At 41.1% G+C, this 13,726-nt stretch carries 14 protein-coding genes; 3 read left to right on the forward strand and 11 right to left on the reverse strand.

What is annotated here, in order from left to right; translation table 11 throughout:
* Nucleotides 1–48: 48 nt before the first annotated feature.
* Nucleotides 49–2,064: a hypothetical protein gene (locus tag ESA94_RS04695; protein WP_129129685.1), complete on the reverse strand. Its 2,016-nt coding sequence runs from the start codon at nucleotides 2,062–2,064 to the stop codon at nucleotides 49–51.
* A gap of 105 nt (nucleotides 2,065–2,169) precedes the next feature.
* Here ESA94_RS04695 and ESA94_RS04700 point away from each other — a divergent pair, with 105 nt between their 5' ends.
* Both ESA94_RS04700 and aat read left to right on the forward strand, forming a co-directional pair.
* On the forward strand, nucleotides 2,170–2,463 hold the full coding sequence (locus tag ESA94_RS04700; RefSeq protein WP_129129686.1) for an ATP-dependent Clp protease adaptor ClpS: 294 nt from the start codon (nucleotides 2,170–2,172) through the stop codon (nucleotides 2,461–2,463).
* A 35-nt stretch (nucleotides 2,464–2,498) separates the two neighbouring features.
* Nucleotides 2,499–3,143, forward strand: coding sequence for a leucyl/phenylalanyl-tRNA--protein transferase (gene aat, locus ESA94_RS04705; RefSeq protein WP_129129687.1), 645 nt, complete (start codon nucleotides 2,499–2,501; stop codon nucleotides 3,141–3,143).
* A gap of 34 nt (nucleotides 3,144–3,177) precedes the next feature.
* Here the strand turns inward: aat and ESA94_RS04710 are convergent, their stop codons facing one another.
* The 7 genes from ESA94_RS04710 to pdhA all read right to left on the reverse strand — a co-directional run bounded on the left by ESA94_RS04710 (nucleotide 3,178) and on the right by pdhA (nucleotide 8,378).
* Entirely contained in the window at nucleotides 3,178–4,089 is a 912-nt protein-coding gene (locus tag ESA94_RS04710) for a DUF4349 domain-containing protein (protein ID WP_129129688.1), read from the reverse strand.
* Nucleotides 4,090–4,165: 76 nt separating this feature from the next.
* Nucleotides 4,166–4,597 (reverse strand): hypothetical protein, encoded by a 432-nt coding sequence (locus tag ESA94_RS04715; protein WP_129129689.1) that lies wholly within the window; start codon nucleotides 4,595–4,597, stop codon nucleotides 4,166–4,168.
* Nucleotides 4,598–4,875: 278 nt separating this feature from the next.
* Nucleotides 4,876–5,283 (reverse strand): EVE domain-containing protein, encoded by a 408-nt coding sequence (locus ESA94_RS04720; RefSeq protein WP_129129690.1) that lies wholly within the window; start codon nucleotides 5,281–5,283, stop codon nucleotides 4,876–4,878.
* Between the two features lie 87 nt (nucleotides 5,284–5,370).
* On the reverse strand, nucleotides 5,371–6,090 hold the full coding sequence (locus ESA94_RS04725; RefSeq protein ID WP_129129691.1) for a (Fe-S)-binding protein: 720 nt from the start codon (nucleotides 6,088–6,090) through the stop codon (nucleotides 5,371–5,373).
* A 22-nt stretch (nucleotides 6,091–6,112) separates the two neighbouring features.
* On the reverse strand, nucleotides 6,113–6,619 hold the full coding sequence (gene ribH, locus ESA94_RS04730; protein WP_129129692.1) for a 6,7-dimethyl-8-ribityllumazine synthase: 507 nt from the start codon (nucleotides 6,617–6,619) through the stop codon (nucleotides 6,113–6,115).
* Nucleotides 6,620–6,641: 22 nt separating this feature from the next.
* Nucleotides 6,642–7,331 carry a tetratricopeptide repeat protein gene (locus ESA94_RS04735; protein ID WP_129129693.1) on the reverse strand — a complete coding sequence of 230 codons (690 nt, stop codon included), beginning with the start codon at nucleotides 7,329–7,331 and terminating at the stop codon, nucleotides 6,642–6,644.
* A gap of 54 nt (nucleotides 7,332–7,385) precedes the next feature.
* Nucleotides 7,386–8,378, reverse strand: coding sequence for a pyruvate dehydrogenase (acetyl-transferring) E1 component subunit alpha (pdhA, locus tag ESA94_RS04740; RefSeq protein ID WP_129129694.1), 993 nt, complete (start codon nucleotides 8,376–8,378; stop codon nucleotides 7,386–7,388).
* Nucleotides 8,379–8,572: 194 nt separating this feature from the next.
* On the opposite strand from pdhA, the gene ESA94_RS04745 reads away from it, so the two are divergent.
* On the forward strand, nucleotides 8,573–9,004 hold the full coding sequence (locus ESA94_RS04745; RefSeq protein ID WP_129129695.1) for a DoxX family protein: 432 nt from the start codon (nucleotides 8,573–8,575) through the stop codon (nucleotides 9,002–9,004).
* Between the two features lie 46 nt (nucleotides 9,005–9,050).
* On the opposite strand, the gene ESA94_RS04750 is transcribed toward ESA94_RS04745, so the two are convergent.
* The 3 genes from ESA94_RS04750 to clpB form a co-directional block, all read right to left on the reverse strand.
* Nucleotides 9,051–10,277 carry a TCR/Tet family MFS transporter gene (locus ESA94_RS04750; RefSeq protein ID WP_129129696.1) on the reverse strand — a complete coding sequence of 409 codons (1,227 nt, stop codon included), beginning with the start codon at nucleotides 10,275–10,277 and terminating at the stop codon, nucleotides 9,051–9,053.
* Nucleotides 10,278–10,402: 125 nt separating this feature from the next.
* Nucleotides 10,403–10,984, reverse strand: a complete 582-nt coding sequence (locus ESA94_RS04755; protein ID WP_129129697.1) for a DsbA family protein — start codon at nucleotides 10,982–10,984, stop codon at nucleotides 10,403–10,405.
* 48 nt (nucleotides 10,985–11,032) lie between these two features.
* Nucleotides 11,033–13,675: an ATP-dependent chaperone ClpB gene (gene clpB / locus ESA94_RS04760; RefSeq protein WP_129129698.1), complete on the reverse strand. Its 2,643-nt coding sequence runs from the start codon at nucleotides 13,673–13,675 to the stop codon at nucleotides 11,033–11,035.
* Nucleotides 13,676–13,726: the final 51 nt, after the last annotated feature.

Consider the following 13,726-nt stretch of genomic DNA (forward strand, 5'->3'; position numbering starts at 1 on the left):
GAGTGCAAAGATAAGAGGATGATTTATTCAGCCAAAAAAAAATAGAAATTATTTGAAATTATTTTTTGGCGGGCGTATAAAGTCGAGCGGATTTTTTCTGAAATAGCGCCATAGAATACCCAAGAACTCCGGATAATCTTTCAGCTTAATACCTCTTGACTTAACAGCAACAAAAAAAGCAAAACCAAAGCTTACAAAAAAGTTGAGAAAGCCAATTAATGCAACACCCAAAATTATAATGCTCATATATGCCCAATCAACTGGCTTATCCATTCCAAAAAAACCAATGGCAGTATTACCGGCAGCAATCGTAATGTGCCGGATGTCGAAAGGAATGCCGAATATCTTTCCTATAAATGAAGCCATACCAAGAAAGAAACCAAGTGATACACTACCGGCAATAGATCCTAAATTATTTTCTACAGTATTTGCCAGCCAGTTCAATTGCTTTTTACCTAAACTATGGTGCAAGGCTGGATGTTGTTGAATACGTTGCGGCAGTTGTGCATACACAACATAGTTTTCTACCCAACCGGCAATCAATCCGCTTAAAAACAAAAAGAACCCTGTAAAACAGGCAAACAGTAATGCGAGACTTTTAAACGGATGTTGTGCCTGTAATAAAGCTGTTGCTGCATCGCCTTCCGCAATCATAATTCCGGTTGCTTTGTAAAACAACATTGCAAGCAGATAGGTTAACGGAAAAACAATAATGAGGTTACCGATAAAAGATGCTATCTGGCTTCGTGAAACCTGCGCAACTGTTACAGCAAGATTGTCAAGATCGGGTCGGCCTTTAAGTTTTGAACTATCGAGCGAACTTGCAACAGACGATGCTGTAAACGCAGGTTGTTTTGTTGCCAGTGTTGAACCTGTTGCCTGTATTAATAAAAATCCAAGACTGTAGTTTGTACTGTATGCAACGCCTTGCCAAAAAGGAGCCAATGTTATTTTGCCGAGCAGGTTTTTTGTTATTGCAATAAAGGAAATGATAAAGCCCCCTCCCATTGCGCTGAGGAAAATGCGATTGAATTCTGATTTGGTTTTTGTAATAAATGTTTCACCTTTTTTACCGCCATGTTCCGATATCTGGTAAGCCAGTAACCCCATGTTCTGCGAAAGAAATTCGCCCAAACTGTTTTTCCTGTTTTGATTACGTACTACTGTTATGAAATAAGTAATAAACCGATCGATATCAAAACGCTTATCGTTATCTACTGCATCTAAAATTAACAGCATACGTTCTACATGCTGCTCCATACGTGTAAGCAAAAATGTTTCTGCAAGGCTTGTACCTACACTCCGGCGGTGTTCTTTGATCCAGATAATACTTTGTGAGCAATTATGTAACGCTTCAAAAATACCTGCTGCCAATACCTTTTCATCCTGCAGGTTATGGGTTCCTTTTTTTCTTTCTATTAACAGATTTATCAATCTGTTCTGTTCAAGAAAAGGAAATGCTGCATCGCTTACGAGGTTGTGTTGTTTTGTAATTTCTTTTTCAAGCCCCATCATCGATAAACGGTACGATAATGTTTGCATAGCTTCGAGCAGCTGATGATTTAAAGCCTTCTCATGCAGATCAACCTCAAAGCCTAAACGTTCAAAAAAAGAAGACCATAGTTGCGAATCGATCTTCTCCATCCATACATAATCGTTCCTTTTATAAAAAATACGTTCAATAACATATAAGAAATCCGATGGCTGTAGCAGTGCCGGAATTATTTTGTGCTTTACTTTAGATGTAAGCTCCTGTATAAATCCACGGGAACTCAATAAACCGCTTTCGGTTAATGCTGTTGAAAGGTTACTATTGTTAAACTGCGAAAGCAAAGCTCTGCGAAGAGAAAACAACAGCGACTTATCTTCCTGCAACTGAAATAAAAATGCCTGGAACTTTAATTCGGCCTCCTCTTTATTATCGGCATCAGCAGGCCGTACTTTCCGAAACAACTCTACCAAAAAATCGAGCCCCCTGTTGGTGCTGTTGATAGACAGCACAACAGCCTTCCCTTGTACGGGCGAGTCCTGGGCTTTCTTTTTAGGCAGAAGTCTGAATTTCATACGTTTATTTTACAATCAACCATCATTAGACAATTAACGTACCATTTTAGTTGCGCTAAGTACCGAAAGAATTGTTTATTTATTTTCTCTTTTTAAATTTGTGTGATGGCGCAAATTTCTACCCATACAAAAGAATTTGAAGAAACGGATGTATTAACCGATGTGGAAGAGCCCTGCCACTTAATTATGTGGAACGATGAGGTAAACACATTTGAGTGGGTTATTGAAACCTTGATCGACATTTGTGATCATTCTCCCGAACAGGCAGAGCAATGTGCCTGGATTATTCATACAAAAGGAAAATACGCCGTTAAAAACGGCTCGTACGATGATTTAAAACCGCTTTGCGATGCCATTACCGAACGTGGTATTGGTGCAACAGTTGAAGCCATTGTTTGATCTGTCGTTTTATTTTCTTTTACCTTATTTGATACATGAACGTCGCCCTTCTTACAGATGAATTATGGTTTCCTTCTGCAGAAAAAGCAAAAGCAAACGGCTTACTTGCTATTGGCGGCGATTTAAGAACTGATCGCTTATTACTCGCCTACCGAAGTGGCATTTTTCCCTGGTTTAACGATGATGAGCCGCCGCTATGGTGGTGCCCCGATCCCCGGTGCGTTGTTTTTCCCGATGAACTTTACATCAGCAAAAGCATGCAGCAATTATTAAAACGAAATGCATTTGAGTTTCGCTTTAATACTGCTTTTAAAGAAGTAATTCATTTATGCGGACAAACACGTAAGCTTATTGAAGGAACATGGATAACCAATGAGATTGAAGAAGCTTATTGCAAGCTGCATAACTTGGGCTATGCATTTAGTGGCGAAGCATGGCTGAATAATGAATTGGTTGGTGGCTTATATGGTTTGCGGATAGGAAATGTTTTTTTTGGCGAAAGCATGTTCAGCAAAGTAAGTAATGCAAGTAAGTATGCCTTTATAAAACTTGTGCAACAACTGCAACAGGATGGAGTTGTTTTGATCGATTGCCAGATCTACACGCCCCATCTGGAAAGCCTTGGTGCAAGAATGATCGACCGAAAGGAGTTTTTGAAAATAACAGCAGCGAATACATAACCGATGAGCGATCATGTATCCGCTGCTTTACTTATTACTGCGTTACTTTTGTTTGTTTAAAAAATCCTTTCCTGCGTATCCACCACAAGACAGCAGCAACAAGCATCCACAAAGGCCAGAGATATAACAACCCAATTACAATTTCACCAATAGCTTCCCAACCACTGCCTACAGCTTCTTTTATTTTTTGCCAAAAGGTTTCTTCACCCGGTTCCTGCACAGCAGCATTCAGTACCTGGTAATAGGTAAGATTGATGGTACTCATTGCAGATGCGTTTGCTAAATAGTTGATGCGGCCTGTTGCACTTTCTATCTGTTCCTGTATATCGTTGATCTCATTTTGAACCTGCAGAATTTCTTCCATGTTCTTTGCCTGCTTCAACAGATCGAGGTAGCGAAGACGAACCTGCTTCTTTGCTTCAAGTCTTGAACGGGTATCAACATACTGTGTGGTTACATCGTCTGAAGAAATATTCTTTTCGTTGATCTTTCCCTCACCATTTGTAAGAAAATCGACTGCTGCCTGAAACTGATCAACCGGTACTTTTAAGGTTACGGTGTTTTCGATTTTATATTCCGATTCTGTTTGTTGTTCATTGGCAATATAACCACCGAATTTTGCAACTGAAGTATGCAGCAGCTGATTAAACTTGTTATACTCTTTTACTTCAATATTTAAAGAAGCTGTTTTTACAATCTTCTTGTTCCAGTCGGGTTTGCTTTCAGGAGTTTGCAATGGCGCTTTTGGTTTGCTACTTTGTTGCGGTGAGCCTGATGCAGGAATCTGTTGAGGCTCTTCATATGCAGCAGAAGAATCTGCAACAGCAATATTGTTGATCGCAATATCTGTAAGAGCAACTGTTTTTTCTTCCTCCTTTGTATTGGCATAATTGCATGCAGCAACCAGCAGCAGACATACGATGCCTGCGTAAAAATATGTACGCATAAAATTGTTTTTAATTGGATGCAGAATGGTTTGAAATGCATAAGCGCAGGCAATATTGTTGCCTGCGCTTAGTAGGTTACTTTACTTTCTTAAAGAAGAGTGTAACACTATCGCTGCTCAATAAATGCAGCTGTTCGTTTGTAAGCAACAATACCTGCATGGGTTGCTTTTCCTGTAACGAATCGCCTTCGTTAAAAACAAGATGGGCGCTATCGCTGAATATATAGTTACGCTTTACAGGAACAACACTATCGTTGAGCAATTGTGTAACCGATCCGTCCTTTGCAAAACGAAATGCATAATTGGTAAGATTGCTGTCGAGAGCCATTACCAGCAACCCAATACTGTTTGAATCTTTTGCGGCAACTGAATCAATTTTCCAGTCGCCGAGGATGGTTTCAGTATAAGCAACTGTTGAAGGTTTATCTGTAAGCTTTGGTTTGAAATATACATACAAAGCTCCGCCTGCGGCTGCCAATAGTACGACAGCCAAAATGATTTTTTTCATTTTGATAAGTTTAATTGTTTAAGAAGAGAAGAGAGATGCAGGAGCAGCGAAGTACTTGCTGAATTCATTTGCCGGCGTGCAAATCATTCAACTGCTGATGTATCGTTCATAAGTAATGATTGATACCACTAACTGTAAAATGTAACCGAAGCTAATTGTTAAAGAATGCTAAGAGTTTTAAAAAGAGGAAGAAGAAAAAGAGTAGCCTTAATTAAGCTGCATAAAAAAGGAGTTGCTTTACAACTCCTTTACTCTTTTCACTTATTTAAACTCTTAGCTTATTCACCTGCCAGCTCCAACACAATCTTCCATTCTTCATCTGTTACTTTACCCACACTTAAACGACCCAAGCGTAACAGGTCCATATTCGTCAACCGTTTATCGGCTTTCATCTGCGCAAGCGTTACAGGCTTTTTTATTTTACGCACAGGTTTAAAATCAACAACTACCCACGCATCTTCGTCTGTCGTTGGATCCTGGTATGCTTCTTTCACCACTTTTGCAATACCTACAATTTCCAATCCTTCGTTGCTGTGATAAAAGAACACCTCATCCCCTTTCTTCATATCACGGAGATTGTTACGTGCAGCATAGTTACGCACACCATCCCAAAACGTTTGCTTGTCTTTTACAAACTGATCCCAGCTGTATTTAAACGGTTCTGATTTTATTAACCAATGAGCCATATAATAATTGATAATTGTGTAATTAAAAATGGATAATTATCGAGGAGGTAAATTATCAATTATCCATTAAAAGATTATCGATTTCTTTTACCATCCATTCGCCAATACATCGGCTAAATGCAATGTGCGGAGATTATGTCCTTTCTGTTTAATATAACCTTCGAGGTGCATTAAACAACTAAGATCGGTAGAGATCATGTACTGAGCTCCTGTAGCTAATGCATTGTTCACTTTTTGATCGGCCATAGCTACAGAGATCGGCTCAAACTTTACTGCAAAGGTTCCACCAAAACCACAACAGGTTTCAACATCGTTCATTTCAACAAGCTCAAGTCCTTCTACATTGTTGAGCAGTTTACGTGGTCCTTCTTTGATCTTGCATTCACGCAAACCGGCACAGCTATCATGATAAGTAGCTTTACCCTCCAGTTTTGCACCAACATTTTCCACCTTCAACACATCGGTTAAAAACTCACTGAATTCGTAGAGACGTTTACTTAAATCCTTTACTTCGTTGTGAACAGATGAGTTGTCGAATATTTTTGAGTAATAGTTACGTACAAAGCCTGTGCAAGATGCACTGGGAGCTAAAATAAAATCAGAGCCGGAGAAATCTTTCAGGAATTTTGTTGCCACATCTTTACACTCGTGCTGGAAACCTGCATTAAAAGCCGGCTGTCCGCAACAGGTTTGATTGGCATTGTAATGAACTGTACAACCAAGCTTCTCCAACACCTTTACCATATTAAAGGCGGTTTGCGGATACAACTGATCTACAAAGCATGGTATAAACAACTGTACATTCATATAACGGTTACAACTCTGCTTTTTATTTTCTTAATGAGGTATTGAGGGCAATCATCTTTAACGCTGTTAAGGCAGCTTCTTCGCCTTTATGTCCGTGTTTACCACCAATCCGTTCCAATGCCTGCTCCTGGTTTTCTACTGTAAGAATGCCAAAGATCGTTGGCACCTGTATCAACAGGTTCAGCTGTGTTACTGCATCTGTTACTGTTTTACATACATAATCGAAATGCGGTGTATCGCCACGAATTACACAACCAAGTGTAATAAATGCATGTGGTCTTGTTCCCAGATGTCTCGACTTACTTTCCCAGTAAGCTTTAACAGCAAAACCTATTTCCACTGCACCGGGAATCGTTACAGTAACAACCTGTTTAACTCCGTATTCATCCAGTACCTTTCTGCAACCCTTTTCCAGTTCATCAATAATGGTTGCATTCCATTCGGTACGTACTAACACAACACAGGCACCCGAAAAATCGTGAGTGCCTGTGTTAAATGCGTATAAATTGCTGTTGCTAACATCAGCCATAGTAAAATGGGTTTAGCATTTTTTAGTCGTTTGAAACAACACCCAAGCGTGCAAGAAATTTATCGGCCTGACCTGCACCGTTTGATCTTGGATATTTTTCTTTCAATGCTTTTAATAAATCTGCAGCCTTTTCTTTATTACCTACTGCTTCATAAGCCATTGCTGCACGTAACAGATTTTCCGATGAAGTGAATTCATCTTTCTCGTTCAGCTTTGCAGCTTTTTCGTACATAGCCGGACCTTTATCTTTCTTATCGGTGCTCATATAAGCATCACCTAACATGCGCCATGCAGCGCTTTGTATTTGTGTTGCATCGGTAGAAAAATCTTCGAGGTGCTTAATAGCATTGTTATAATCTTCTTTGCGGAGATAGATAGCGCCTGCATAATAATTTGCAAGGTTTGCAGCTTTCGTTCCGCTGTAGTTTTTAATGATCTTAAGGAAACCTGCGTTAGGGCCATCGCCGTTTAATGCCTGGTTTAATGAATCCTGTGCGAAATACATCTGAGCACGGCTCATTGCATCGTTTGCTTTTGATTCCTTCGGACCTACAACAAAGTTTTTATATGCGAGGTAACCACCTGCCAATAAAATAATCAAACCACCAACATAAGTGATTGGTTTAGAAAAACGACCCCAGAACCCCTTTACTTGTTTAATGGCTTCCACATCGTTGAGTTCCTGTGCCGTTGTTTTTTTTGTTTCTGACATTTTGTATTTGTTCTGATTGAATTGAATATAGCTAAAGCTTCGTTATGCTAAATATTAGTCTACAATGAACGGATAGTTCTGATCAATATAAACATCCTTCAGCAGTTCATCTTCAGTTGGCCATGGGCTTTCTTCAGCAAACTTCACACACTCTTCCACTTCTACACGAACACGCTCATTGATTGCTTCAATTTCTGCTTCGCTTACACCAAATACTTCCAATAATTTTTGTTTTGAAGTTTCAATTGGGTCACGTTGTTTGTATTCTTCTACCTCGTCTTTAGAACGATATTTCTGCGGATCACTCATTGAGTGACCTTTATAACGGTAGGTTTTAATTTCCAGTAAAGTTGGCCCTTCGCCAGCTCTGCCACGTTTTACCGCACGTGCAACAGCTTCATGTACCGCTTCAGGATCCATACCATCAATACTGTCTGCAGGCATTTCGTATGCATCAGCCAGTTTATAAATATCAACCACATTACTTGTACGGGTTACAGAAGTACCCATTGCATAGTTGTTATTTTCACAAATAAAAATAACCGGCAGCTTCCAAAGCATTGCCAGGTTAAACGTTTCGTGCAACATACCCTGGCGGGCAGCACCATCACCAAAAAATGCAAGTGTAACATTGTCGTTACCGTTGTACTTATCGGCAAATGCCAATCCTGCACCGGTACCAATTTGTGCACCCACAATACCATGACCGCCAAAGAAGCCAACATCTGCACCAAAAAAGTGCATACTGCCACCTTTACCTTTTGAACAGCCTGTAGCTTTACCAAACATTTCAGCCATACAAGACTTTGCACTTACGCCCTTTGCAATAGCTAAAGCATGATCACGATAAGCTGTGATCATTTTATCTTCAGGCTTGGTAGCTGTCATACATCCTGCTGCAATGGCTTCCTGGCCAATGTAGAGGTGACAAAAACCACGGATCTTTTGCATTCCATAAAGTTGACCTGTTTTTTCTTCAAAACGGCGGAGGAGCAGCATTAACTCGTACCAGTAGAGATATGTTTCTTTCGTGAATTTAGTGGCCACGTCGTAATTTTTTTAGAGTGGCAAAGATAAGGGGACGAGGTTAAAAATAAATCGGTGATTTTGGATTGTGGATTTTTGAAAAATTTAGCCCGTAAACGTTGTTAACGAGCGTTTTGGCATACACAGAGTTCTGGCATCTTTTTCGATGCAATTGCCATGAAGAAAACCTGTTTTTCTTCGCTAAATTTTAAGTTATGGGTACATTACAGCAATTGGAAAATTGGAGCATTACCCATCACCCCAAATGGCTGGTGGTTTTGCGAATAGCACTTGGTTTCAGCCTTCTGTTAAAAGGTATTTCGTTCATCAGTAACGACGCAACTCTGCAGAACATTTTACAGCAAAGCATTTTCTCTTCTCAGAACTGGCTTGTTACACTTATTCCATGGGCGCATCTTTTGGGAGGAATCCTCATTATTGTGGGTTTATTTACACGTTGGGCAGTGTTGTTGCAGATCCCCATTTTGGCAGGAGCATTTTTATTGGTGCTTTCGCAAAAGAGCTTTATGGGTTCGCAGTCGGAGCTTGGTTTATCGCTGATGATATTGGTACTGCTGTTTGTATTTTTTATTGAAGGAGGCGGACCAATTTCACTGGATGATTATTTCAGGCGAAATCCGAAATAGCAGCCCTTTCCTTTGTTGATTATTGACAGCTGTCTGCTGTGTGGCATTACTGTGTCCTTAAAGCTTTTTTATGATGAAGTGAATAGAAGGCGACTCCTGCACTTGCAAGCATAAATACCGAGCCAAGCACAAATGGGGCGCCGGGAAAATATACCGGTGCTTTAGGGCCTGTAAACGCCGCAAAAATATTCGTCATCATAATAGGTCCAAGAATAGAACTAAAACTCATGAGTGCCGAAAGTGAGCCTTGCAATTCGCCTTGCTGATTAGCCGGTACTAAGCCCGTCATGATCGATTGCAAAGCCGGGCCACAAATACCACCGAGGCAATAAGGAACGAGAAAAGCAAACATCATCCAGCTTTGTGTTGCTAATGCAAACAAGCCCATACCAAATGCATAAAGTGCCAGACCGATGTAAATGCTTTTTTCGTTTCCAAGACGTGGGTTGACCACCCTTGTTAAACCCGCCTGCACTGCGCCTACCAGCAAACCAACAACAGCCAGCGAAATACCGATCATCTTCGAATCCCATTTAAAACGTTCGATCGTAAAGAAACTCCAGTTACTGTGTACAGCATGGCTGCCGAGGTAAACCAAAAAAAGAGCAATTACTAACCCGCCAATGGCAGGATACTGACGCAACCTGATAAGCGTAACAAAGGGCAGTGTTCGTACCCATTCGAACTTGCGTCTGTTTTCGGGCTTTAACGATTCGGGGAGAACAAATAATCCATAAAGGAAATTCAACAAACACAAAGCAGCGGCCACCATAAATGGCACACGTGGACCAAAGCCGCCCAACAAACCACCTAAGGCGGGGCCAATTACAAAACCTAATCCAAATGCAGCACCGATCATGCCGAAATTCTTTGCACGGTCTTCGGGTGTGCTGATGTCGGCAATGTAAGCAGAGGCAGCTGTAAAGCTTGCACCCGTAATACCTGCTACAATACGACCAATGAACAACCAACCTAATGTAGGTGCAAAAGCTAAAAAAAGATAATCGACTGCAAAGCCAAACAGTGATGCAAGAATAACGGGTCGGCGACCATACCTGTCGCTGAGATTGCCCATTAACGGCGAAAACACAAACTGTGTAATGGCAAATGCAAACAATAACCAACCACCAATCTGCGATGCCTTGCTTACATTGGCATGCCCCAACTCTTCAATAAGCTTGGGCATTACCGGAATAATGATGCCGAAACCAATAACATCAATAAGCATTGTAATGAAAATAAAACCGATAGCAGCGTTGCGGTTGGAGGCCATAATTGATGATTAAGGTTGCAAAGATGATTGTTTAAAGAAAAAAGGCAGAAGTTTTTTTTCAACCTCTAACAAACAAAAAAGGCAATGGAATTACTCCATTGCCTTAAAAAAATTGCCACACTATTTTATGCTCTTTTCTTAACCGCTGTTTTTGCAGCAGCTTTCTTTTGCTTTGTTAAGGGCTCAATTACTTTGCAAAATGCGCTGAGGTTTACCGGACCTTTGTAGGGCTCGCCGTTGATGTAGAAATAAGGTACATCTGTAATACCTTTATCGGCACCCTCCAGCAAATCGGCTCTTACGCTCCAGCCATATACCGAATCAACCAGCTTGGTTAAAAAGTTTTTATCGGTAACACCAACATCTTTTGCATAACCTTTTAAGCTGATAGTGCCCAGGTTGCGGCGGTGTGCAAACAAGGTGTTGTGCATATCCCAGAATTTGCCTTCGCCTTCCTGTGCAGCACCAACAGAAGCTTCTGCAGCTTTTTGAGCACGCTGGTGAATACGTGTTAACGGAAAGTGACGGAAGTTAAACTGTACGCCGTCTTCAAACTTCTCCAGCAACTGATTAACCACTTCGTTTGCTTTTGCACAGGCTTCACTTTCATAATCGCCATACATTACCAGTTTCACCGGCGCTTTTTTATTTCCTACCCAAATGTCCTTTGGTGGTATTATTTCTATGTCCGTTGTTTTTTGTGCCATGTTTGTTCCTTTTTTATGAATGATGATTCAGTTGTTGCCGACCGACCATTAGTTAACTGCTGCTTTTGTGTTTCCTTTTGCTGAGGCTGTATGCCCATTTTCATTTCTGAAAACAACTACACCGTCAAACACGTCAACAATTACTTTTTGGCTACGGTCTACATCGCCTGATAAAATTTTCCGGCTTAAGCCATTTACAATTTCTTTTTGGATCAATCGCTTTAAGGGTCTTGCTCCAAACTGCGGGTCGAAACCATTTTCGGCCAGGAATTCAAGGGTGTAGTCAGAAAATTCCAGCTGTAAACCACTTTGGGCCACCAGTTTCTTCAGGTTATTTAGCTGAATGCGAATAATGGATTTGATTTCCTTTCGAAGTAAGGGTGCAAACATAATAATTTCATCCACACGATTCAAAAATTCGGGGCGAATGGTTTGTCGTAACAACGTCATAACTTCCAGTTTCGCTCTTTCTGCCGCCTTATCTATCTCATTTTCAGTGTTTACGCCTTCGTACGCCTCGGTAATCAAATGACTACCGATATTACTGGTCATAATGATGATAGTATTCTTAAAGTTTACCACACGGCCCTTATTATCGGTTAAGCGGCCATCGTCGAGTACCTGCAGCAACACGTTCCAAACATCGGGGTGGGCTTTTTCAATTTCATCGAGCAGCACCACGCTGTAGGGTTTGCGACGAACAGCCTCGGTGAGCTGACCACCTTCATCGTAGCCCACGTAGCCCGGAGGTGCACCAACCAGGCGGGAAACAGTATGTTTTTCCTGGTACTCACTCATATCAATCCTCGTCATCATGCTCTCATCATCAAACAGGTATTCGGCTAATGCTTTCGCCAATTCTGTTTTACCAACACCGGTTGTACCAAGAAAAATAAAGGAGCCAATCGGTTTCTTCGGATCGCTCAGCCCTGCCCTGCTTCTGCGGATGGCATCTGCCACAGCAGTGATCGCTTCATTCTGGCCAATTACACGATTATGCAACTCATCTTCCAGGTGCAATAATTTTTCCCGTTCGCTCTGCATCATTTTAGAAACAGGAATACCTGTCATCTTAGCAATGTTCTCCGCAATATCTTCCGCATCCACTTCTTCCTTCAACAAACGCTTTTCGCTGCTTGTAGCAAGCTGCTTGCTTAATTCTGCAATAATTGCTTCCTGCTCTTTTACTTTACCGTAACGGATTTCGGCCACTTTACCATAATCACCTTCACGTTCTGCACGTTCGGCCTGGAGTTTTAAGTTTTCAATTTCGGCCTTTGCGCTTTGCACTTTCTCCACCAATTCTTTTTCCTCTTTCCATTTTGCCTTGAGTGTATCACGTTCAACAGAAAGATTAGCGATCTCTGTGTTCAGCTCTTTTAACTTCTGTTCATCACTTTCTCTTTTGATCGCTTCACGCTCAATTTCCAATTGACGGATCTGGCGCTCAAGTTTATCCAGTTCTTCGGGCATGCTGTTCATTTCCAAACGAAGCTTGGCTGCACTTTCATCGATGAGATCAATTGCTTTATCGGGTAAGAAACGATCGGTGATGTAACGAACACTCAATTCAACTGCGGCAATAATTGCTTCGTCTTTAATACGTACATGATGGTGCGTTTCGTAACGGTCTTTTAACCCTCGAAGAATTGAAACAGCATCTTCCACACTTGGCTCATCGATCATCACTTTCTGGAAACGACGTTCGAGTGCTTTGTCTTTTTCAAAAAACTTCTGGTATTCGTTTAAGGTGGTGGCACCTATTGCACGCAATTCACCTCTTGCCAGTGCAGGCTTCAGGATGTTGGCTGCATCCATTGCGCCTTCGCCGCCGCCTGCACCAACAAGCGTATGAATTTCATCAATGAACAAAATAATTTCACCATCGCTGGTACTTACCTCTTTCACTACACTTTTCAAACGTTCTTCAAACTCACCTTTATATTTTGCACCGGCAATGAGTTGCCCCATATCCAATGCATAAATGATCTTCGATTTTAAATTCTCCGGCACATCACCATTTACAATACGCATGGCCAAGCCTTCTGCAATGGCTGTTTTACCAACACCAGGTTCACCCACAAGAATGGGGTTGTTTTTACTACGGCGTGTTAAGATGTGTAACGTACGGCGTATCTCTTCATCACGACCAATAACAGGATCAAGCTTTCCTTGTCTGGCCATTTCAATTAAATTCTTTGCATACTTGTTGAGTGCATTGAACTGTGTTTCCTGTGTTTGACTTTTTACGGTATCGCCTTTGCGCAAATCTTTAATTGCAGTTATCAACCCTTTTTCAGTTAAGCCTGCATCTTTCAACAGCTTTGCTGTAGAATCGTTACCCTGCACAATTGCCAATAACAAATGCTCGGGAGTAACAAACTCATCGCCAAAACTTTTTAATGCAGCACCTGCACGCAGCACCACGCTGTTTGCCTCACGGCTGATGGATTGTGCAGCTTCTCCGCTCGTTTTAGGTAAACGATTAATTGCATCATCCAGTTTTGTTTCAACAAGATTGATCGTAACATTATTCTTCTTCAATAAGTATTCAACCGGGCTCTCTTCCTGGTCGAGCAATGCTTTCAACAAATGCTCGGTTTCGATATTGGTATTTTGCACATTAAAGGCTAACTGCTGCGCCTGCTGCACTGCCTCTGCTGCTTTTATAGTGAAGTTTCCTAAATTCATAGTTCCATTGTTTTAAACATTGTTCTCAAATCACAATCCAATAAAAAAAAT

It is taken from the genome of Lacibacter luteus (assembly GCF_004118265.1).
GTDB classification, from domain to species: Bacteria; Bacteroidota; Bacteroidia; order Chitinophagales; family Chitinophagaceae; genus Lacibacter; species Lacibacter luteus.